The sequence below is a fragment of the Hyphomonas sp. genome, assembly GCF_041398385.1.
In the GTDB taxonomy this organism is placed as follows: domain Bacteria; phylum Pseudomonadota; class Alphaproteobacteria; order Caulobacterales; family Hyphomonadaceae; genus Hyphomonas.
In genome coordinates, this window is the sequence record NZ_JAWKUW010000001.1 from 228,575 (window position 1) to 249,186 (window position 20,612).

Sequence of the window (20,612 nt, forward strand, 5' to 3'; positions counted from 1 at the left end):
GGGACAAGAAAATCATCCAATCGCCATGAATGACAGAAGGAGCACAATCCCAAGCAGGGCTGCTGTCCACATCGCCATGGCCCCGGTGAGGCCCCCGCGCGCGAGTTCCCCGCGCGGGCTGAACGCCGCCTCGATCCAGCTATAGGTGCGGTCGGTGACGCGGAAGAAGGCCGCCGTCATGGCCGGGCCCGCCTTGCCCCAGACCGTGCCGGCCCAGCTGGCCACGCCATAGCCGAGCTTGCGGTAGACCCAGTCGCTGTCGAGGATCACGCCCTTCTTCTCCGGCGGATAGATGTGGAAACGCTTGAGCACCACAAAAGCGAAGATGGCGAGGATGAGCAGCTGCATCTGCGTGAGGATATGCTCCCACGAGAACAGGTGGTGGTGGCTGTAGCCAAGCGCCTCCTCACGATAAGGCAGCAGGTTGTAGAGCCATTCATGGCCGAAGCCCGGAACGATGGCCGGCAGGCCGATGAAGATCGATATGAAGGCCGCAATGCCCATGGCGAGCAGCATGTTGAACGGCGCTTCCTTCACGCGCAGGCCGCTGTCATGCCCGAAGAAGGCGTAATACGGGATCTTGATGCCCGAATGCTCCAGCACACCGGCAGAGGCGAACATCAGCATCAGGAAGATCAGCGTGTAATGCGCGCTGGCGACTTCCGAAATGATGATCGACTTGGTGACGAAGGCCGAGAACAGCGGGAAGGCCGAGATCGACATGGCGCCGATGATGCAGAACAGCGTCGTCCACGGCATTGAACGGTGCAGGCCGCCCAGCTCGCTCGCCTTCACGGTGCCGGTACGATAGAGAACCGCGCCCATCGACATCATCAGGAGGCCCTTGAAGAAGATGTCCGCAAAGGCGTGTGCGGTGACGCCGTTCAGCGCCAGCGGCGTGCCGATGCCGATGCCGCAGACCATGAAGCCGACCTGGTTGTTGATCGAATAGGACAGGACTTTGCGCAGGTCGTTCTCGATCACCGCGAAGAAGACCGGGAAGACGGTCATGGTCGCGCCGATCCAGATCAGGTGTTCCTGCCCCGCGAACATGCGTGCGAGGGCGTACACCGCCAGCTTGGTCGTGAAGGCGGAAAGGACGACGGAGCCGACCACGGTAGCCTTCGGATAGGCGTCCTGCAGCCAGTTGTGCAGGAAGGGGAACGCCGCCTTGATGCCGAAGGCGATGAAGATGAACAGCACGCCCGGCTCTGCGAGGTCAGTGAAGGCCTGAAGGGAGAGGTTGCCGCGCGCCTTCAGCACATAGGCGAGACCAACCAGCAGCAGCACGCCGGAAAGCACCTGCACAGCCAGATAGCGCATCGCCGCGAAATACGAGGCGCGCGTGCCGGCGCGCAGGATCAGGAAGACCGACGTGATCGCCGTGCCTTCCCAGAACACGAACAGGGTCATCAGATCGCCGGCAAGCGTCGCCGCGATGGCGGAGCCCGCATAGGCGAGCGCCATGCCGTCCTGGATCCGGTCGTCGCCATGCAGCGCATAGATGGCATTCAGCAGCGAGGCGATCAGGAAAGCGAGGCTGAAGACGAAATTGAGATTGTCGACCCGGTAAAGAACGAGATCGAGTCCCAGCACACTGGCCTTGGCGAGGTCGACGTTCTGCATGGCCGTGACCAGCAGGCCGATGCCCATGAGCGGCGCGATGATCGTCACCGCCTGGCGCACCTGGCGCACGGTGATGAACAGGCTTGCCACGCCGGCAAGGATCAGCAGCCAGCCCGGATTGAAGCTTGCGAGCATGGACGGCATCAGGCGTCTCCCTCGGCCGGATAGGTGGGGCCATCTTCAGAAGGCAGCGGCGCCTCGGGATCAATCCCCTGCGGCGGCCCGCCCGCATCGCCATAATAATTCTCGTCGCGGCGCAGCAGCCGGCCCAGCGGCCAGCCCATGATCACCGCGAAGGAAAAGCAGATGAATCCATAGATGCCGTAGAAGCCGGTCGCGTTGGCGAAGTTCATGTGGTCGTGGCGCGGCACCATGAGGTCTGCCGCAATGATGACTACCGACAGGACTGCCAGCACCCAGAAGATCATGTTGGCGATGCCCTTGTGGTGCGTCCAGCCGAACAGGATGCGGGCCAGCGGATGAATACCGTCAGTGCCGGGCGTGTGCAGGTTATGCACCTGCTCTGCCGTCTTCTTTACAAAGCGGCCGGTCTTGTCGCGGCCGGATCCGGACTCGTCGCTCATGGCAGCACTCCCGCCGCGACGTCTGCGGCTCGTTCGCCCACGGTCGGGGCCAGGAAGTCGGACACCGGCCCGACAGCAAAGAACAGGATGATGCAGAGCGCGGCCGTGATCAGCGGCGCGACCACGGTCGGCATCGGCGCGCCATCCGGCCGCTTGAACGGCTTGGGCTCTTTCGTGCCGGGCGGCGGCATCAGCGCGAGGAACGGGATCGGCAGCAGGTACGCGATGTTGAGCAGCGATGAGGCGATCAGCACGTACGGCACATAGCCGGTATTGCTGTCGATGGCGCCCTGCAGCAGCTCATACTTCGGCCACGCGCCTGCAAGCGGCGGCAGGCCGATGATCGACATGGACCCGATCAGGAAGGCGATGAAGACGAGCGGCATCTTCCGGCCGAGGCCCTTCATGTCGGAGATGTTGGTGAGACCGGTCGCGACATAGATCGCGCCGGCGCACATGAACAGCGTCATCTTGCCGACAGCGTGCGCAGCGATCTGCAGGCTGCCGCCCATGAAGCCGCCGGAATTGGCGAGCATCGCCCCGGCCACGACATAGGACAGCTGCGCGATGGTGGAATAAGCGAGGCGCGCCTTGAGGTTGTCCTTGGTCATCGCGATCAGCGAGCCGACGACCATGGTGAAGCAAGCAACGAACAGGATGAATTCGCGCGACGGCGTCGCTTCCAGCAGGTCCGGCCCGAAGATGAAGATCGAGACCTTCATGATCGTGAACACACCCGCCTTCACGACCGCCACGGCGTGCAGCAGCGCGGACACCGGCGTCGGCGCGACCATGGCGTTCGGAAGCCAGAAATGCACCGGCATCAGCGCCGCCTTGCCGATGCCGAAGGCGAAGAGGATCAGGAGCGCGCTGGCGACAGCGGGGCTGACATTCGCATGGGCCAGAAGGCCGCCCTGCACGAAGTCGAGATTCTGGCCGGCGAGCACCCAGGTCCACATCACGGCCGGCAGGAACAGGCCGATGGAGGTGGCGAGCAGCGTCAGCAGGTAGATCCGCCCGCCCCGCTGGGCCGCGGCGTCGCCCTTGTGCGCGACCAGCGGATAGGTCGACAGCGTCAGGACTTCATAGAAGACGAACAGGGTGAACAGGTTGGCCGACATGGCAACGCCCATGGCGCCGAAGATGGCGAAGGCGAAGCAGATGTAGAAACGCGTCTGGTTCCGCTCGCGGTTCCCGCGCATGTAGCCGACGGAATAGAACGAGTTGACGATCCAGAGGCCGGAGGCGACGAGGGCGAACAAGGCGCCCAGCGGTTCCAGCTTGAACGCGAAGGACAGGCCCGGCGCGGCCTCGCCGATATAGAGTTCCGGCCTTCCGCCACCAGCGACTTGCGTCGCCAGCATGATGACGATGGCGAACAGGAGACCGGCACCGATGAAGGTGACGCCTTCGCGCAGGTTCGGCAGCCAGCCGGTCGCCGCAATGCCGGCCGCGATCAGCAGCGGCACGACGAGCGCGGCAGCGATCATCATGTCGGGGGTCATCGGAACGCCTCCACACCGAAGGCGGCGGCGGCCGCGTCACGCGCGAGCCCGAGCGGGAAGTCCGCCGCGATGCCGAAATAAAGGTTCGCCAGCGCGAGGATCCACAACGGCACCAGCATGATGACCGGCGCCTCCTTGCGGGCCTTGCGCGGATTGAGCGGGGGCTTGAAAAACACCGCCTCCAGGATGCGGCCCATGTAGATCACCGCCAGAATGGACGAGAAGACGACCAGCGCCACTGCCCACCAGAGGCCCTGATCGAACAGGGCGAAGCCGAGCTGCAGCTTTGACTGGAAGCCCGCCGTCAGCGGCACGCCGATCAGCGACAGCGCAGCAATCGCAAACGCCGTCATCGTCCAGGGTGCCGAGCGGCCGAGGCCGGCGAAGTCGCGGATCGTGGTGCCCTGATACGAGATCACCACACCGGCGACCGCCATGAACAGCGCGCCCTTCATCATGGCGTGGTTGAGCAGGTGGAAGAGACCTGCCGAGAGACCTGCCGTCGTGCCGATGGACACGCCGAGGATCATGTAGCCGACCTGCGCGACCGAGGAGTAAGCGAGCGTTCGCCTGACATCGGTCTGGAACACCGCCTGGAAGCTGCAGATCACCATGGCCGCGATGCCGAGCGGCATCAGCAGCATGCCGAAGGCCGTCTGCTCGAAGGCAAAGCCCGGCTGGAAGACGGTGAACAGGAACCGGATCAGCGCGTAGAGCGCGACCTTGGTTGCCGTCGCCGAGAGGAACATGGTCACGAAGCTCGGGCTGTAGGAATAGGCGTCCGGCAGCCACTGGTGCAGCGGCCACATCGCGGCCTTGAGGCCGAGGCCGACGAGGATGAAGGCGAAGCCTGCAAGCACGCTGCGGTTGCCGGCAAGCTCCGGCAGCTTCGAGGCGATGTCGCCCATGTTGAGCGTGCCCGTCGCGGCATACAGGAAGCCGATGCCGATGATGTAGAAGCTCGCCCCGATCGTGCCCATGATCAGGTAGTTGAACGCCGCCGGCAGGGCGCGGCGGTCGCGCTGGGCGCCGAGGGCGACCAGCACATAGGTCGAGATCGACGAAATCTCGAGGAAGACGAACAGGTTGAACGCGTCGCCCGTGATCGCCACACCACTGAGGCCGGCGAAGCAGACAAGGAAGGCGGAATAGAACAGCGCGCGCTTTTCCTTGCGCACTTCGGCTTTCACCGTCGGCCACGAGAAGACCGAAGCCAGGACGCCGATGGTCGTGACGACGAGCAGGATCATGGCGTTCAGCGCGTCGACGCGGAACTCGATTCCGATGGGCACCGGCCAGCGGCCGATCTCATAGGCGACGAGGCCGACCGGAGAGGTCTGCACGAGGCCGAGCAGGATCAGCGCAAACAGGAACGCGATCGATGTGGCGACAATCGACAGCAGCCACGCGATACGGCCGCTCGGCACCAGCGCCAGCAGCGGCGCCATAAACAGCGGCACCATCACCAGCAAGGGCGCGGCATGCGAAAGCGCCCAGGCGGGCGCGGCGGTCAGGAGAGCTTCAATCATGCTGCGGCCTCACTGGCGGCCTTTTCCTCTTCGGCATGCTGGGCGAGCGCGGTCTGCAGGTCGATCTCGCGGACCTCGTCGCTCTCGATGGTGCCATAGGCTTCCCGGATGCGCACAACGAGGGCGAGGCCGACGGATAGCGTGGCCACGCCGACCACGATGGCCGTCAGCATAAGGACGTGTGGAAGCGGGTTTGAATACGTGTTGACGAGCTCGGCATAGCGCCCGTGCGCCTCGCCGCCCGCAGCGAGGACGGCGTCCAGCGCGGCGTGGGATTCTTCAGCTGCATGTGGCGCGGCTTCATGGTGCTCCGGCGCGTCCGGGCCGAACAGGATCGGCGCCGTGCCGCCGGCCACCTTGCCGAGCGTGACGTAGAAGAAGCAGATCGTCGTCTGGAACAGCGACAGGCCGACCATCCGCTTGATCAGGTTCTGCGAGGCAAACGTGATGTAGAGGCCGATCATCATCAGGACGATGACGGCCCAGTAGTTTGCGCGTTCGAGCAGGAATTCGAGCATGGCTTACCAGTCCTCGTCGCGGATTTCGGCCACGCGCCCGGCAAAGGCGTAGAAAATCGTGAGCATGGCGCCGGACACGCCGCACAGCACGCCGAGTTCGATGATCATGATGCCGATATGCTGGCCATGATGCTCACCGGGGCCTTCGCCGAACAGCGCCTGGTATTCCAGATAGTGCCCGCCCTTCAGCATCGCCCAGAAGCCGACGCCGGCATAGATCATCACGCCGATCGCCGCGAGCGAGCGCGTGAACACCGGCGGCACGGCACGCATTGCTGCCGGCACGCCGAAAACCAGGGCGTAGAGAATGATGGCAACGGCAATAATGACGCCCGCCTGGAAGCCGCCGCCGGGACCGAAGTCGCCATGGAACTGCACATAGAACGCGAACAGCGCGATGATCGGGATCAGGCCCTTCGAGACGACGCGCAGGATGATGTGATGGTCGCTGTTCATGACGCTTCCTCATCCTTGGCAGCGGTGCGGGCGGCAGCAGGCTTGCGGCCACCGGAGCGGCCTTCCTTGCGGATCATCTCGGCCAGCGAACGCTCGCCGAAGCCAAGCAGCAGCGCGACGGCGAGGCCCGCAGCGAACACCACGGTGGTTTCGCCGAGTGTGTCGAAACCCCGGTAGCTGGCGAGGACCGGCGTCACCACATTCGGGATGCCCGTGTCGTACCAGTTGATCTGGAGATAGGTGTAGCCGACGCCGGTATTGGCGGGCGAATTCGGGTCGCCCAGCGCCGGCAGGTCGACCGTCGCATAGATCAGCGCCGCGCCGGTCGCGACGCAGACAAGCATCGGGCCGAGGCGCGAAAACAGCCTTTCGGGTTTCGCCGTGCGCGAGGTCAGCAGCATGGCGCCCAGCAGCACTGCCGTTGACATGCCGGCGCCGACGGCCGCCTCGGTGAAGGCCACGTCGACCGCATCCACGGCAACATACCAGGTCGCCGACACAAGCGAATAGATGCCGGCGAGCATGACGATGGCGAACAGGCTGCGCATGCGCGCGATGGCCACCGCCACCACGAACAGGATCGCCAGCAGGAAGATGTTGACCAGCGCGATGCCGATATCGTTTGCAAGGATGCCCTGCATCACGCGTCTCCCTCATCGTCCGCCTGCCCGACCCGGCCGATGATCGGCTGGACGCCTGCCGTGTGCGCTGCATTGGCAAGCGCATGCGAGGCGGTCGGGCTGGTCAGGAACAGGAAGAGGCCGATGGCGATGACTTTCGCCACGACCAGCCAGCCCGGCGCGATCAGCGCCATGCCCAGCAGCACGAGCCCTGCACCGGACGTGTCGGTGATCGAAGCGGCATGCAGGCGGGTATAGATGTCCGGAAAGCGCAGGACGCCGACCGTGCCGACAATGCACAGGAGCGCCCCGGCAAGGCAGAAGAATGCGCCGAGCGGGAACCGCACGGTTTCCCAGACAAGCGCCAGCTGGTTCAGCAGGTCAGCCATTCGAATTGCCCCCCATGCGGCGGGCCAGCGGCACCTGGAAGGACCGGTAGCGGAAGAATTTGAGGATCGCGATGGTCGAGATGAAATTGATCAGCGCGTAGGTCAGCGCGATGTCGAGGAATTCCGGGCGCTTCATCACGAAGCCCAGCAGGCCGAGCGCCAGCACCGTCTTGGTGCCAAAGGAGTTCACCGCCAGAACGCGGTCATACAGGGTCGGCCCGATGAAGGCGCGGATGAGCAGAAGTGCCATGCCGACCAGGACGGCAATCAGAGCGGCCGCGATCATGCCGTGGCTCCTTGCCCGTCGACCGCAAGCGCGGACCGGCGATCCATTTCAGCGAAGGCCTCAGGCTGGGAGTCCTGCTCGTACAGGCCGTGGACCAGCAGCTTGTCGCCGTCGATCTCGACCGTGATCGTGCCGGGCGTCAGCGTGATCGAATTGGCGAACGTCACCTTGGCGAGATCCGACTTGCAGATCGTCTTCACCTTCACGAGCGCCGGGGCGATGTCGAGGTCTGCCTTCACGCAGGCCTTGATGACCGTCCAGTTTGCCTTGACGATTTCCTTGAACAGCCAGGGATAATAAAGCGTGAGCTGGACGGCGCGGAGATACGGCGCACCTTCCCGGTCAATGATGTCCAGCCGGTACGCAAGAATGCATGAAAGGACGACGGAGACCGCGCCGAGCGTCAGAATGAGCGGTTCACTATGGCCTGACATGCCAAGCCAGAAGCCCGCCAGTGCCAGGACCAGCCCCAGGAAGTACGCCACGCGCCGCCCTCGTTCGTTTGACCCAATGCCGAGTGCTTGGGGTTATAGGGCGGAAACCGGTTTGAAAAGAGCGATCCGGCGATAATTCGGCGACTATCTGCCAAAAACCAGGCGGGCCGTGCGCTGGGCCGTAGAGAATACGGCCTCTTCATTTGCCGGGTCGGGTGTCTCCTTCTGGAGCTGGGCCGAGGTTGGCGAAAAGGCGGACGACAGCGACCAGTTCCAGTAACGCAGGGTCGTCTGGGCCTTGGCCACGGGAAGAATCTCATAGGTTTCGGCCACGTGAGCGAATTGCGGGTGGATCACCCCCTCCTCCAGCTCCAGCGGCCGGCGCAGGGCCGCCCAGAGAACCGGCAGGAAGTCGCGCTTCACGCCGGTTGCCTTGCACAGAACGGCCAGCGCTTCGCCGCCCGCATCGGTCATGATCTTGGCAGCCGTGACCGGCTTGATGCCCGCGAGATAGCCGATTTCCTGCGCCAGTTCAGCCGTCATGCCATTGATGGCAGCCGCATTGATGGCGCCTTCAAGGCTGTCATACGGGCTCTTTTCAAGGGCTGCACGGTTGCGCTGGCGCCGCTCGATCAGCTGCAACGCCTTGCGGGCGACCGGATCTGACCAGTTCTCGCGCGCCATCATCTCGAACACGTCCTTGCAGCTCTCGATCACTTCGAGCCGGTCGGCGGCGTGGCGCTGGAGAATCTTGCGGCGGGTCTGGCCGTCGGCCCACCAGAACAGGGTCATGGCATGTGACGGACGCACTTCGAGGCGCTCGATCAGGGCCGCGCACAGGGAGGGCTCTTCCTTGGCGCGGATCACGAGCTTGTCCATCGCCTGTTCCGGCAGCACGGCGCCCGCATTGGCGACGAGATCGCGGATGACGTGCACTTCGCCGAATTCGGCCAGGTATTCGCTCACGCAGTCCGGCACGACCTTGCGGCGGGCGATGGCGAGACGGTGCTCCGGCGAGCCGGTCATGGCGATTTCGCGCAGATCGCAGCCGTCGAAGGATTCGTTCTGCTCCAGCAGCGGCCGGGCGATTTCGAACTTGCATTGCGCGAGGTAGCGCAGCAGGCGCCGGGGCGCCTCCCCGCTGGTCGCGAGGCGATGGGCACACATGGCCCGGTCCTTGTCGTCGGCATGGAACAGCATATCCAGCAGGATATCGCCCGCCATGTGACGGTCCTGATGCGCCAGCCGTGTGGTGGACGGCATCGACACGATATCGACCAGACGCCGGAACAGCGTGTTCCGCGCCCGCCCGATGGCCGGCAATTCAATCGGTTCTTCCGCGTCCATAGCCAGTCTGCCTGTATGAAACCCGGCAAAACTGGCAGCAAACGGTTAAGGAGAGGTGCAGCGGAAAAGGGTTAATCCCGGATCTTTCCGGGGTGGACCACGAGCAGCAGAAGACTGGCCGCAAACATCAGCACCGCCAGCATGAACAGCTGCCCGCCATCTGTAGCCGTATTTGCAGGATCGAGCGACAGAGGCACTTCCCGGCCAAGCCAGGGCGAAAGGTGAAAGCCGATCGCCGCGCCGCTGATCAGGACAGCAATCACCGCCCCGAACCGCCGCGTGAAGGGCAAGAGCAGGAACAGCGCCGCCAGCAGCTCCATGATCGCGATGAAGAACCGCCCGGCCGGCTCGAACAGGGTCACGCCCGACCGGTCTGCAATGGTCTGGAACACGATGTTCTGGCCCGGCGCATCAAACAGTTTGACCGATCCGGGCGGCGGATCCGGCAAGGGATACACGGTAGCCTGAATGAATAAGGCGATCAGCCCGAGGGCAATGATCCAGCTGATGAGATGGCGGAAGATACGCATGGCACACACCTGTCGTCAGGGATCAACCAAGCTAAAGGCGCCCGCCGGCCAAGGCAACCGGGTGAAAACGGGCGTTTCTGTGACGGGGCCGCTCTTCCCTTGACCGCCGGGGCTCCATAAGCTCGCAACTCAGGCGGGAGCACGCATGAGCGAACCGATCGAGGAAATGGCCGACGACATGGCCGAAGATGCGGCCGGCAGCATTGCGTCTCCGATCAGCGGCGTCAGCGAAGCCCTCAGCGCCGGCGCCTCCCTGCTCGCGACGGCCAATCACCTGCGGGCCCGGCAGATCCGCCGCGACGTGCGCGTCGAGCTGCCGGCTTACCTTCTGGTCCAGTGCAGCTGGTTCATGGCGTTCGGCCTGCAGATGGTACTGTTTCCGTATCTCATCACCGATGCGAACCACCTGCACATGGACGGCCTCGCCCTCGGCCTTGCCAACATGGCGCTGTCAGGCCCGTCCGTGGTGTTCCTGCTCATCGGCGGCGTGGTGGCCGAACGGGCGGACGGCAAGCGGCTGCTGGTGTTGCTGCACCTGCTGGCGGCAGTGCCTGCCCTGTTCCTCGCCCTGTTCGTCACGCGCGGCTCGCTCACCTATCCGGCGATGATCGCTTATGGCCTGATGATCGGCACGGTCGGCGCCTTCATGATGCCGGCGCGGGATTCCATCGTGAATGAAGTGGTGGAACGCCGGGCCCGTGTCGGCAGCGGTGTCACGCTCCAGCTGGGCGTGACGCTGGCCACGATGGCCCAGTTCGTGGCCCAGATCGCCGGCCTGATCGTCGCCGGTTATGCCGACAAGGTGACCCGGATGCCGGACTGGCTGGGCGGGTTCGGTGTCGGCCCGATCCCTGCGGAACAGCTGCTGGCGGTGCAGGGCGGGATCCTCGCGCTGGGGGCGGTGTTTGCCCTCTGGCTGGCCAAAGGACGGCAGGTCCGCACCGGTCGAAAGGGCCTTACCGCCGCCTTCGGCGACATCGCCGAGGGATTCAACGCCGTGCGGGCCGACGGGAAACTCTGGGCCATGTCGGCCCTGATGTTCGGGGTCGGCATCTTCGTGATCGGCGCCTTTCTCGTGGTTTTGCCGATCATCAACCGGGACGTTTACGGCTTCGGGCCGGACGGCATCCGGGACATGTTTGTCACTTTCTGGATGGGGGCGTTCGTGTCTTCCGTCGTGCTGGCGATCTTCAAGCGGATCAAGCGGCAGGGGCGCCTGCTGCTGATCGCCCAGTTCCTCGGCTCCTCCAGCATCCTCGCCATGATGTGGGACATTCCGCACTGGGCGTTCCTCGCCATCGTGTTCCTGTGGGGCCTCGCGGCTGGCATCTCCATCGCCATGAGCCGCGCCATCGTGCAGGACGCCGCGCCGAAGGAGAAACTGGCCCGCGTGCTCTCCATCTACCAGCTCGGATTCATGGCCGGCGCGCCGCTGGGGGCCGCGATGATGGGGGCGCTGGTCGACCTGTTCGGCCCTCAGAAGATCGCGATTGTGCCCGCCAGCGGCATGACGCTGCTCATCCTCTGGATGGTGTTCTTCACGCCGGTCTGGAACATGAAAGGCTCCGCCTGGCTCGCCCATCGCGAAAAGGCCTGAAAAACGCCGCCTTTGGCGGGCTGACAAGGGGCGTGAAGCTGGATACCCGTTCGCCCCATGTACATGCTGCCGCGCGCCACCATCCATCTGGGCAATATCGCCGACAACTGGCGCACGCTCGACCGGCTGCACCCCGGCGCCAGCACGGCCGCCGTGATCAAGGCGAACGCCTATGGCCTCGGCGCGGCGCAGGTGGCGAAAGCGCTGGTGAAGGCCGGCTGCGACACCTTTTTCGTCGCCTATGTCCGGGAAGGCATGGAGGTGCGCAAGGCGGTCGGCAACGGGCCCCGCATCTTTGTCCTCAGCGGCCCCAATACGGGAGACCTCAACACCTACAAATTCTATCAGGAAGCGCACCTGACGGCCGTTCTCTCCACCGCGATTCAGCTGCACATGTGGAACGACGCCGGCAGCCTGCCCTGCGCCCTGCATTTCGACACCGGCATGAACCGGCTGGGACTGAAGGCGGACATGATCCCCGGCAATGCGGCGGGCATGCAACGGTACGCTCCGGTGCTGGTGATGAGCCATCTCGCCTGCGCCGACGAGCCGGACCACCCGTTCAACGAAGTCCAGCGCAAAACCTTCGATACGTTTGCCGACCGGTTCCCCGACACGCCGGCCAGCCTCAGCAATTCGGCGGGCTGCTTTCTCGGGTCTGCCTATGCGTATGACCTCACCCGCCCCGGCATTGCCCTTTATGGCGGGTCGGCCCCGCCCCCCGGCGTGACGCTGAAGCACGCCGTGACGCTGGAAGCGAAGATCATCAGCACGTTCACGGCAAAGGCGGGCGAGACCGTCGGTTATGGCGCCACCCACACGCTGAAACAGGACACCACGCTCGCGACCGTCGGCCTCGGCTATGCCGACGGAATGTTGCGCACGGGCAGCGGAAAGCTCATGGGCTGGGTGGACGGCGTTGCCTGCCCGGTTGTGGGCCGCATTTCAATGGATCTCATCACGCTCGATGTCACAAATGCCCGGGATGCTGCACGTGAGGGTAGCTCCGTTGAATTCCTTGGGCCAAATGCCAAACTAGAGGAGCAGGCCGCGCGCGCGGGTACGCTCGGTTATGAATTGCTGACAGGAATGGGGTCGCGTGTCCAACGTGTCTACAAATAAGCGCGGGTTTCCAAATCCGCTGGCCTGGATCGGGGCCGCGACGCTCGGCCTCTTCTCGGAGGTCGGGCGCCTCAGCGTCTTTTCCGCAAGGGTGAAGATCGCCGCTTTCACGCCACGCTGGTATCCGGCCGAGATCTGGAAGCAGATCATCCGCATTGGCTTCTTTTCCCTGCCGGTGGTCGGCCTTTCGGCCGTGTTCATCGGCGCTGCGCTCGCCCTCAACATCTATGAGGGCGGCAGCCGCTATGGCGCCGAGCAGTTCGTGCCGAATATCGTTGTGCTGGGCATCACGCGCGAACTCGGCGCGGTGATCACCGGCCTGATGCTGGCCGGGCGCGTCTCGGCAGGCATCTCGGCCGAAATCGGCGCCATGCGCGTGACCGAACAGATCGACGCCCTCGAGACGCTGTCCGCCTCACCCTATCGCTATCTCTATGCGCCACGCTTCCTGGCCGCGATCATCTCCCTGCCGCTGCTGGTTATCCTCGCCGACATTATCGGCGTGATGGGCGGCTGGCTGGTCAGCGTCTACGGCCTCGGGTTCGACTCGACGGTCTACCTGCGCAACACGCTCGATTTCGTTACCCGCAATGACGTCATCACCGGCCTCATCAAGGCGGTTGTCTTCGGCGCCGTGATCGCGCTGATGGGCTGCTACCAGGGCGACAGGTCCGAAGCGGGCGCCACCGGCGTCGGCCGCGCGGCGACCCTCTCCATGGTCGGCGCCGCGGTGCTGGTGCTCGCCTTCAACTATGTCCTTTCAACCGTCTTTGTGGAGATCGGACTGTGACGACGCCAATCCTCCGTCTGCAGAACGTCGAAAAGCGCTTCGGCAAGAACCATGTCCTTCGGGGCGTGGACCTTGAGGTCCAGCCCGGCGAGAGCGTCGTGATCATCGGCGGCTCCGGCTCCGGCAAGTCGGTCATGCTGAAGAACGCCCTCGGCCTGATGACGCCGGATGGTGGCAAGATCTTCTTCAACGGCAAGGACGTGACCAAGGCGACCGGCGGCGCGCGCGCCAATATGCGCGACCGGATCGGCATGCTGTTCCAGTCCGGCGCCCTGTTCGACTCGCTCACCGTGTGGGAAAACGTGGCCTTCCGCCTGCTGAACAGTGACCGGCTGTCGCGCAGCATGGCGAAGGAGCGCGCCATCGAGACGCTGCGCAAGGTGCGCCTCGGCCCGGACGTGGCAAACCTCTTTCCGGCGGAGATTTCCGGCGGCATGCAGAAGCGCGTCTCGCTCGCCCGCTCGATCATTTCCGAACCGGACCTGATCTTCTTCGACGAACCGACGACGGGCCTCGACCCGATCACGGCAGACGCGATCAACGATCTCATCCTCGAACAGGTGCGGGGCCTTGGCGCGGCAGCGGTGACCATCACGCATGACATGCCGTCCGCCCGCAAGATCGCCGACGACATCGCCATGCTGTTCGAAGGCCGTATCATCTGGCGCGGCAAGGCCGCAGAGGTCGACCGCAGCGGCAACGACTATGTCGACCAGTTCGTCAACGGCCGCGCCGAAGGGCCGATCCAGCCGGCGATTTAGGACTTTCCGCACAGCCGTAGCTTGGCTAGTCTTCCCGTCGGCCCGAGGGGAGACGCGCCATGATGGATTTCATCAAGTACGTATCGATGGCGTTCACGGCGCTGTCGCTCGCCTTTACCGGCTGGCTGCAATACGAGAAATTCCGGCTCGACGGCGAGTGGCACATCGATACGTGCACGGAAGAGACGGATTTCCGGAATTATGAGGGCCTGCACCTTGCCTGGCGGGTGTTCCTGTCGGACGATCCACTCTCGGCCCCGGTCGTTGGTGACGGTGAGAAGGTCGAGGAAGCGTTTGCGACCATCCCGTCTGCGGCGCGCTACCCTGTGCGCCTGGTCGGCACGAAGGAAATCAACTCCGTCTCCCTCACCGGCCGCTTTGAGGGGGCGAAACGCGCTTCCACCGGGCGGTTCGAGTTCCATCCCACCCTGTCGAAGCGGTTGTTCTCGGGCTACATCCCCTTCTACCAGCGCAATGCCGACGTGCTGGAAGGCACGTTCGCCTTCACCGCCGGCAATGCCCGTGGCCCGGCCCGCGCCGTACGCCTGGTCGACGGCAAGATTCCGGACGGCGTCGCGCCGTTCGCCTGCATGGGCATCACCGCGAAAGACATTGAAGAGATTGCCGAGGCGCCGCCTCCGGCCCCCGCAGAACCGCCCGCTGAAGAATAGGCCTCGCGTTGAGGCCGGAACTGCCAGTGACGGATGACGCAATCCGTTGTTCTTGTTATGTTCCGATCCCGGCAACTTATCCCTCGTCCAGAATCGCATGAGGGTGCGCCGCAGACCGGAGCCCGTAATCCATGGCCAAAACCGCGACCACCGCCTTTGTCTGCCAGTCCTGTGGCGAAGTGCACTCCAAATGGAGCGGCAAGTGCAATGGCTGCGGCGAGTGGAACACGCTGGTCGAGGAAGCCGTCGGCGCCGTGCCGGGCGGCCTCGCCGCGCCGAAGACCGGCACCAAGCGCTCCTCAAAGGCTGAATTCGTCGCCCTGGATGACGCGACCGAAGCGCCTCCCCGTGTCGTCATGGGCGTCGAGGAACTCGACCGCGTGTTCGGCGGCGGCATTGTGCCTTCTTCTGCCACGCTGATCGGTGGAGACCCCGGCATCGGCAAGTCGACGCTGCTGCTGCAGGTGGCCGCACGGCTCGCCCGCAACGGGCTGAAGACGGTCTATGTTTCCGGCGAGGAGGCCGCCGCGCAGATCCAGGAGCGGGCGAAGCGCCTGAAAGTCGCCGAGAGCCCGGTGCAGCTCGCCACTGAAACGGACCTGCGCAAGATCCTGTCCGCCCTGAAAGAGGCCGCCCCCGCCTTCGTGGTGATCGACTCAATCCAGACCCTCTGGTCCGACAGTCTGGAGGCCGCTCCCGGCTCGGTCGCTCAGGTGCGCGCCTGTGCACAGGAACTCACCCGCTGGGCCAAGAAGTCCGGCGCTGCGCTGGTCCTCGTCGGCCACGTCACCAAGGAAGGCACGATCGCCGGCCCGCGCGTGGTGGAGCACATGGTGGATGCCGTCTTCTATTTCGAAGGCGAGCGCGGCCACCAGTTCCGCATCCTGCGCGCGGTGAAGAACCGGTTCGGCCCCACCGACGAAATCGGCATCTTCGAGATGCACCAGTACGGCCTCGCCCCGGCCAAAGAGCCGTCGGCCCTGTTCCTCAGCGCTGACGGGGAATCTGAAGGCGGCGCGGCCGTGTTCGCCGCCATGGAAGGCTCCCGCCCCGTGCTGGCCGAGGTGCAGGCCCTGGTGGCCAAGTCTGCCTATGGCACGCCGCGGCGCAGCGTGGTCGGCTGGGATTCCGGACGCCTTGCCATGCTGCTCGCGGTGCTGGAGGCCCGGTGCGGCATGACGCTGGCCGGCATGGACGTCTATCTCTCCGTGGCCGGAGGATACAAGATCATGGAACCTGCGGGCGACCTTGCCGCGGCCGCCGCCCTGCTCACCTCCCTCTCCGCCAATCCGGCGCCGGAGCGCAGCGTCTTCTTCGGCGAAGTGGCGCTCTCAGGCGCGGTGCGGCCGGTCGCGCGCATGGAACAGCGGCTGAAAGAGGCAGAACGGCTCGGTTTTGAGCGCGCTTTCGTGCCGGAAGGCGCCCCGACGGCAATCGATGGGTTGACCGTGACCCCGATTAGACGGCTTATCGACCTCGTTGAGTTGCTTGCCCCGGACGCCATGAATGCTTGAGTCCATTACAGCTTTTGACGGGATCGCCGTCGCAATTGTCATCATTTCGGGGATCATGGGCTTTGCCCGTGGGTTCCTCAGGGAACTGGCGACGCTGAGCGCCTTTATTGGCGCGCTGGCCGCCGCCTACTATGCCCGCGCCTTTTTCCATGACGATCTGGCCGCCCTCCTGCCGCCGGACCTCGCGCCCTGGACGGCCGACCTGATTCTTGTCGTGGCGGCTTTCATCGTCGTTTATGTGCTGGTGGCCTGGATCGGGCAGCGGGTTTCGAAAAATATCCAGGGCGCCGATGGAATCGGCATGTTCGACCATGTCGCCGGGGCCGTGTTTGGCGTGCTGCGTGGCTTCGTAGCCCTTGTTTTCTTTGTGGTCCTGCTGGGTCTGGTGCTCGAAGAGAGCCGAATTCCGGGCTTCATCCAGAACGGAATTACCTATCCGCCGCTGCGCAATATGGCCGACTATGTGAACGTCGAAGCCGCAAAAGTCGGAAAAGAAGTGCAGGAGTCCCTTCCCTCGGAGGAAGAAAACGGGCAATAGGCCCCTGTCGCAGGTCTGTCATACAGGAGCGAGTCTCTCATGGTCCATTTTGATCACGATGACGACAAGCCCCACGAAGAGTGTGGCGTCTTCGGCATCTACGGAAATCACGAAGCGAGCCTTCTGACCGCGCTCGGCCTGCATGCGCTGCAGCATCGAGGCCAGGAAGCCTGCGGCATCATCAGTTTCGACGGCAAGCGCTTCCCCTCCGAACGCCATATGGGCATGGTGGGTGAGCATTTCGGCGGCGACCTGCGCTCGCGCCTGCCCGGCCACGCCGCGATCGGCCACAATCGTTATTCGACGCAAGGGCGCCCGATGCTGCGCAACATCCAGCCGGTGTTCGCGGACCTTGCCGGGGGCGGCTTCGCCGTCGCCCACAATGGCAACCTGACCAACGCCCGAAAGCTTCGGCACGACCTGGTGCGCGATGGCGCCATTTTCCAGTCCACCATGGACACCGAAGTCATCCTTCACCTCGTCGCCCGGTCCAGCCGGGCGAACTTTCTTGGCCGGCTGGTCGACGCGCTGGCCAAGATCGAGGGCGGCTATGCGCTCGTCGGCCTCACCGGCAAGAAGCTGATCGGCGCGCGCGACCCGGTGGGCCTGCGCCCGCTGGTTCTGGGCCGCCTCGGCGACGCTTATGTACTCGCTTCGGAAACCTGCGCGCTCGACATTATCGGCGCCGAATTCGTGCGCGAGATCGAGAATGGCGAGATTGTCGTCATTTCGGACAAGGGCATCGAATCCCACCGCTTTGCCCCGGCCCGCCCGCCGAGCCCGTGCGTCTTCGAATATGTCTACTTCGCCCGGCCCGACAGTCTCGTGCAGGGCCGCTCGATCTATGAAGTCCGCCGCCGCATGGGCCACCAGCTGGCGATGGAAACGCCATGCGATGCCGATGTCGTCGTGCCGGTGCCGGATTCCGGCGTGCCGGCCGCGCTCGGCTTCTCCGAACAGTCCGGCATCCCCTTCCAGATGGGCATTATCCGCAACCATTATGTCGGACGCACCTTCATCCAGCCGACCCAGGTCGGCCGCCAGAGCGCCATCTCCAAGAAGCACAGCCCGAACAAGGCGGTGCTCGCCGGCAAGCGCGTCGTGCTGGTGGACGACTCCATCGTGCGCGGCAACACCTCGAAGAAGATCGTCCAGATGGTGCGCGATGCCGGCGCGAAGGAAATCCATTTCCGCTCCGCCAGCCCGCCGATCGTGAACCCGGATTTCTACGGCATCGACATGGCCGCCAAGTCGGAACTCTTTGCTGCGATCCACACGCATGAGGAAATGGTGCGCGAGCTGAAGGTCGACTCGCTCGGCTTCCTTTCGGTGCCCGGCCTCTACAAGGCGATCGGCGAGCCGCTGCGCAACAATATGGCGCCGCAATTCGCCGACCATTGCTTCACCGGCGAATATCCAACGCCGCTCGTCGACTATGAGCATGACGAGAGCGACAAAGAGCGCCAGCTGTCCCTGCTGGACGACGCCTGAGCGCCGCGCTAGACGCGCGCCATGACCCAGAAACGCATTGTTCTCGTTACCGGCGCGTCGCGCGGCATTGGCCGCGCCGCTGCGCTTCACCTTGCGCGGCAGGGTGATCTCGTGATCGCCGTCGCGCGCTCGAAGGCCGCCCTGGAAAAGCTCGACGATGAAATTCGCGCCCTCGGCAGCGAGGCCATCCTCGTGCCGATGGACCTGAAGGATGCCAAGGCCATCGAAACGCTGGCGAAGGTTCTGGATGAAAAGTTCGGCCGTCTTGACGGATTGATCGGAAATGCCGGCGTGCTGGGCGTAATCGGCCCCCTGCAAAGCTGCGGCCCCCGCAGTTTCGACGAGACGATCACCGCGAACCTCACGGCCAATTTCAACCTGATCCGCACACTGAGCCCCCTGCTGAACAGGTCGGACGCGCCGCGCACCGTCTTTGTCACCTCCGCTGTCGCGCGCCACCCGCGCGCCTTCTGGGGTCCGTACCAGGCCTCCAAGGCAGCGCTCGAAGCCATGGTACTCGGCTGGGCCGACGAGAACGAGAATCTGAAGATCCGTGCCAACATCTTCAATCCCGGCGGCACGCGCACCTCGATGCGCGCCGAGGCCATGCCGGGCGAAGACCCGATGACCCTCCCATCGGCAGAGGACGTGGCGGCGGAACTGGTGAAACTCGTCGCTGCGGACGAAACGCGCACAGGCATTCTGGTCAACTATCGCGACCTCGTCGCCTGACGCGTCAGCCTTTCCCGGCCTGCCGCTCGCATTCCCGCTTGTCCTGCCAACGTTTTCGCAGGCGCGCGACACGTTCCGGAAAGCGCTTGTCGAGCATCGCAATGGCGCGCACGCGGTCTGTCCGGAAGTGCCGGAAATCCTCGCGCAGCTCGCACCAGGCGCACATCATGCGGATATCATCGGCATAAGCGATCTGGAACGGCCAGACGATCCGTTCGGTCGCCTGCCCGCCTTCATCTTCATAGCTGATGGACAGCTTCTTCTGTGTCCGGATCGCTTCGCGCACGAGGGACACATCGAAGCTGTCTTCCGAGCGCCTGCGGAAACTGACCGGCATCAGGCCGGAATCGAGGATCACCGGCTGAAGTTCTGCCGGAACGGCGGCGGAAAGTTTGGCGATGAGGTCTTCGGCCCCGCGGGCAAGCTGCGCGTCGCCCCGCGCGGCGACCCAGCGCGCACCAAGCACAGCAGCCTCCAGTTCGTCCGTCGTCAGCATCAGCGGCGGCAGGTCATAGCCGGCGTCCAGCACATAGCCGGTCCCCGCCTCGCCACGGATCGGCACGCGCTGGGCAATGAGTTCCGCCATGTCGCGATAGATCGTGCGCAGGCTGGTCTCAAGTTCCTCTGCGAGTTCATGGCCCCGCACGGGCCCGTTCTTCCGCCGCAGGATCTGGATGATCTGGAACAGTCTCTCGGTGCGTCTCATGAATTGGACCCTACTGCCACGCTGCTGACACCTTGCTGTCAGCAGCCCTCCGCTATCAAGCCCTCATCGCAAGCCAATGAGGAGACAGACGATGATTACGCTTTACGGATGGGGCCCGATGTTCGGCTGTCCCTCGCCCAGCCCCTTCGTGATGAAGGCGGACATCCAGCTTCAGATGCTGGGCGTCGACTTCACCCGCGCCATCGCCGACCTTGAGAGCGTGCCGAAGCACAAGGCGCCTTATGTGATCGACGACGGCCAGCTGGTCGAGGACAGCAATTTCATCCGCCAGCATTTCGAGCAGAAGCTTGGCAAACAGCTCTATGCCGGCATGTCCGGCAGGGACCTCGCCGCCAGCTGGGCGCTGGAGAGGATGGCCGAGGGCCAGTTGACCAAGATCTGGGATACGAGCGCTGGTCAAAAGACGCCAATTTCCGCAAAGGCCCGGCACATTTCTTCGACGATGTGCCAGAGTCCGCGCGCGCCGCTGTGATCGAGGAAGTGCGTCAGGGCGTCACCGCGACCCATGGCGGCGAAGGCACGGGCCGCTTCACCGATGCCGAGCGGATGCAGCTCGCCGCCTGGGATCTGGGCGCCATCGCCCTGCACCTCGGCGACCAGGACTTCCTGTTCGGCGACGAACCGACCTGCGCGGATGCCAGCGTCGCTGCGGTGCTGATTTCCTGTGCGACGGAGTTCTTCGACACGCCGCTCACCGGACTTGTCCGTCAGCACACGAATCTTGTCGCATACATTGACCGCATGCAGGCGCGCTATTTCGCCACTGTCCGCTGGCCAAACTGGCCAGTGCTGGAAGCGGAACCGGCCTGAGGCCGGACCAGACCTATAGAGCGAGGGGCCACTGG

The 20,612-nt window shown here is 64.4% G+C and carries 24 protein-coding genes; 11 read left to right on the top strand and 13 right to left on the bottom strand.

Going from position 1 to position 20,612, the window contains the following annotated elements:
- Nucleotides 1–12: 12 nt before the first annotated feature.
- The 12 genes from R3C13_RS01115 to R3C13_RS01170 form a co-directional block, all read right to left on the bottom strand.
- Nucleotides 13–1,770, bottom strand: coding sequence for a Na(+)/H(+) antiporter subunit D (locus R3C13_RS01115; RefSeq protein ID WP_371308947.1), 1,758 nt, complete (start codon nucleotides 1,768–1,770; stop codon nucleotides 13–15).
- Nucleotides 1,770–2,210, bottom strand: coding sequence for a hypothetical protein (locus tag R3C13_RS01120; protein WP_371308948.1), 441 nt, complete (start codon nucleotides 2,208–2,210; stop codon nucleotides 1,770–1,772). Before R3C13_RS01120 ends, R3C13_RS01115 begins: the two co-directional genes overlap by 1 nt.
- On the bottom strand, nucleotides 2,207–3,715 hold the full coding sequence (locus tag R3C13_RS01125) for a proton-conducting transporter membrane subunit (RefSeq protein WP_371308949.1): 1,509 nt from the start codon (nucleotides 3,713–3,715) through the stop codon (nucleotides 2,207–2,209). Before R3C13_RS01125 ends, R3C13_RS01120 begins: the two co-directional genes overlap by 4 nt.
- Nucleotides 3,712–5,244 (bottom strand): monovalent cation/H+ antiporter subunit D family protein, encoded by a 1,533-nt coding sequence (locus R3C13_RS01130; protein ID WP_371308950.1) that lies wholly within the window; start codon nucleotides 5,242–5,244, stop codon nucleotides 3,712–3,714. Before R3C13_RS01130 ends, R3C13_RS01125 begins: the two co-directional genes overlap by 4 nt.
- Nucleotides 5,241–5,762: a cation:proton antiporter subunit C gene (locus R3C13_RS01135; RefSeq protein WP_371308951.1), complete on the bottom strand. Its 522-nt coding sequence runs from the start codon at nucleotides 5,760–5,762 to the stop codon at nucleotides 5,241–5,243. Before R3C13_RS01135 ends, R3C13_RS01130 begins: the two co-directional genes overlap by 4 nt.
- Nucleotides 5,763–5,765: 3 nt before the next feature.
- Nucleotides 5,766–6,218, bottom strand: a complete 453-nt coding sequence (locus tag R3C13_RS01140) for a Na(+)/H(+) antiporter subunit B (RefSeq protein WP_371308952.1) — start codon at nucleotides 6,216–6,218, stop codon at nucleotides 5,766–5,768.
- Nucleotides 6,215–6,859: a DUF4040 domain-containing protein gene (locus tag R3C13_RS01145; protein ID WP_371308953.1), complete on the bottom strand. Its 645-nt coding sequence runs from the start codon at nucleotides 6,857–6,859 to the stop codon at nucleotides 6,215–6,217. The genes R3C13_RS01140 and R3C13_RS01145 overlap by 4 nt, the downstream gene beginning before the upstream one ends.
- The gene (gene mnhG / locus R3C13_RS01150; RefSeq protein WP_371308954.1) at nucleotides 6,859–7,227 is read right to left on the bottom strand and encodes a monovalent cation/H(+) antiporter subunit G; all 369 of its coding nucleotides are present in this window, start codon (nucleotides 7,225–7,227) and stop codon (nucleotides 6,859–6,861) included. Before mnhG ends, R3C13_RS01145 begins: the two co-directional genes overlap by 1 nt.
- On the bottom strand, nucleotides 7,220–7,513 hold the full coding sequence (locus tag R3C13_RS01155) for a monovalent cation/H+ antiporter complex subunit F (RefSeq protein WP_371308955.1): 294 nt from the start codon (nucleotides 7,511–7,513) through the stop codon (nucleotides 7,220–7,222). The genes mnhG and R3C13_RS01155 overlap by 8 nt, the downstream gene beginning before the upstream one ends.
- Complete coding sequence (locus tag R3C13_RS01160; protein ID WP_371308956.1) at nucleotides 7,510–7,998, bottom strand: Na+/H+ antiporter subunit E; 489 nt, start codon at nucleotides 7,996–7,998, stop codon at nucleotides 7,510–7,512. The genes R3C13_RS01155 and R3C13_RS01160 overlap by 4 nt, the downstream gene beginning before the upstream one ends.
- A gap of 93 nt (nucleotides 7,999–8,091) precedes the next feature.
- On the bottom strand, nucleotides 8,092–9,294 hold the full coding sequence (locus tag R3C13_RS01165) for a DUF2336 domain-containing protein (RefSeq protein ID WP_371308957.1): 1,203 nt from the start codon (nucleotides 9,292–9,294) through the stop codon (nucleotides 8,092–8,094).
- Nucleotides 9,295–9,365: 71 nt separating this feature from the next.
- Nucleotides 9,366–9,824, bottom strand: coding sequence for a hypothetical protein (locus R3C13_RS01170; RefSeq protein WP_371308958.1), 459 nt, complete (start codon nucleotides 9,822–9,824; stop codon nucleotides 9,366–9,368).
- Between the two features lie 145 nt (nucleotides 9,825–9,969).
- Between R3C13_RS01170 and R3C13_RS01175 the strand changes: the two genes are divergently transcribed.
- From R3C13_RS01175 to R3C13_RS01215, 9 genes are all read left to right on the top strand, one after another.
- The gene (locus R3C13_RS01175; RefSeq protein ID WP_371308959.1) at nucleotides 9,970–11,421 is read left to right on the top strand and encodes an MFS transporter; all 1,452 of its coding nucleotides are present in this window, start codon (nucleotides 9,970–9,972) and stop codon (nucleotides 11,419–11,421) included.
- A gap of 57 nt (nucleotides 11,422–11,478) precedes the next feature.
- A complete protein-coding gene (gene alr / locus R3C13_RS01180; protein ID WP_371308960.1) occupies nucleotides 11,479–12,543 on the top strand; it encodes an alanine racemase in 1,065 nt (354 codons plus the stop codon).
- Nucleotides 12,521–13,333, top strand: coding sequence for an MlaE family ABC transporter permease (locus tag R3C13_RS01185; RefSeq protein WP_371308961.1), 813 nt, complete (start codon nucleotides 12,521–12,523; stop codon nucleotides 13,331–13,333). Before alr ends, R3C13_RS01185 begins: the two co-directional genes overlap by 23 nt.
- Complete coding sequence (locus R3C13_RS01190; protein ID WP_371308962.1) at nucleotides 13,330–14,094, top strand: ABC transporter ATP-binding protein; 765 nt, start codon at nucleotides 13,330–13,332, stop codon at nucleotides 14,092–14,094. Before R3C13_RS01185 ends, R3C13_RS01190 begins: the two co-directional genes overlap by 4 nt.
- A gap of 59 nt (nucleotides 14,095–14,153) precedes the next feature.
- The gene (locus R3C13_RS01195) at nucleotides 14,154–14,765 is read left to right on the top strand and encodes a hypothetical protein (protein ID WP_371308963.1); all 612 of its coding nucleotides are present in this window, start codon (nucleotides 14,154–14,156) and stop codon (nucleotides 14,763–14,765) included.
- Between the two features lie 131 nt (nucleotides 14,766–14,896).
- Entirely contained in the window at nucleotides 14,897–16,279 is a 1,383-nt protein-coding gene (gene radA / locus R3C13_RS01200) for a DNA repair protein RadA (RefSeq protein ID WP_371308964.1), read from the top strand.
- Entirely contained in the window at nucleotides 16,272–16,817 is a 546-nt protein-coding gene (locus R3C13_RS01205) for a CvpA family protein (RefSeq protein ID WP_371308965.1), read from the top strand. The genes radA and R3C13_RS01205 overlap by 8 nt, the downstream gene beginning before the upstream one ends.
- Nucleotides 16,818–16,856: 39 nt before the next feature.
- Complete coding sequence (gene purF / locus R3C13_RS01210; protein WP_371308966.1) at nucleotides 16,857–18,308, top strand: amidophosphoribosyltransferase; 1,452 nt, start codon at nucleotides 16,857–16,859, stop codon at nucleotides 18,306–18,308.
- Between the two features lie 21 nt (nucleotides 18,309–18,329).
- Nucleotides 18,330–19,040 carry an SDR family NAD(P)-dependent oxidoreductase gene (locus tag R3C13_RS01215; RefSeq protein WP_371308967.1) on the top strand — a complete coding sequence of 237 codons (711 nt, stop codon included), beginning with the start codon at nucleotides 18,330–18,332 and terminating at the stop codon, nucleotides 19,038–19,040.
- A gap of 4 nt (nucleotides 19,041–19,044) precedes the next feature.
- Here the strand turns inward: R3C13_RS01215 and R3C13_RS01220 are convergent, their stop codons facing one another.
- Nucleotides 19,045–19,746, bottom strand: coding sequence for a helix-turn-helix transcriptional regulator (locus R3C13_RS01220; protein ID WP_371308968.1), 702 nt, complete (start codon nucleotides 19,744–19,746; stop codon nucleotides 19,045–19,047).
- Nucleotides 19,747–19,837: 91 nt separating this feature from the next.
- Here R3C13_RS01220 and R3C13_RS01225 point away from each other — a divergent pair, with 91 nt between their 5' ends.
- Both R3C13_RS01225 and R3C13_RS01230 read left to right on the top strand, forming a co-directional pair.
- Nucleotides 19,838–20,239 (top strand): glutathione S-transferase N-terminal domain-containing protein, encoded by a 402-nt coding sequence (locus R3C13_RS01225; protein WP_371308969.1) that lies wholly within the window; start codon nucleotides 19,838–19,840, stop codon nucleotides 20,237–20,239.
- Nucleotides 20,212–20,577 carry a glutathione S-transferase C-terminal domain-containing protein gene (locus R3C13_RS01230; RefSeq protein WP_371308970.1) on the top strand — a complete coding sequence of 122 codons (366 nt, stop codon included), beginning with the start codon at nucleotides 20,212–20,214 and terminating at the stop codon, nucleotides 20,575–20,577. The genes R3C13_RS01225 and R3C13_RS01230 overlap by 28 nt, the downstream gene beginning before the upstream one ends.
- Nucleotides 20,578–20,612 lie beyond the last annotated feature (35 nt).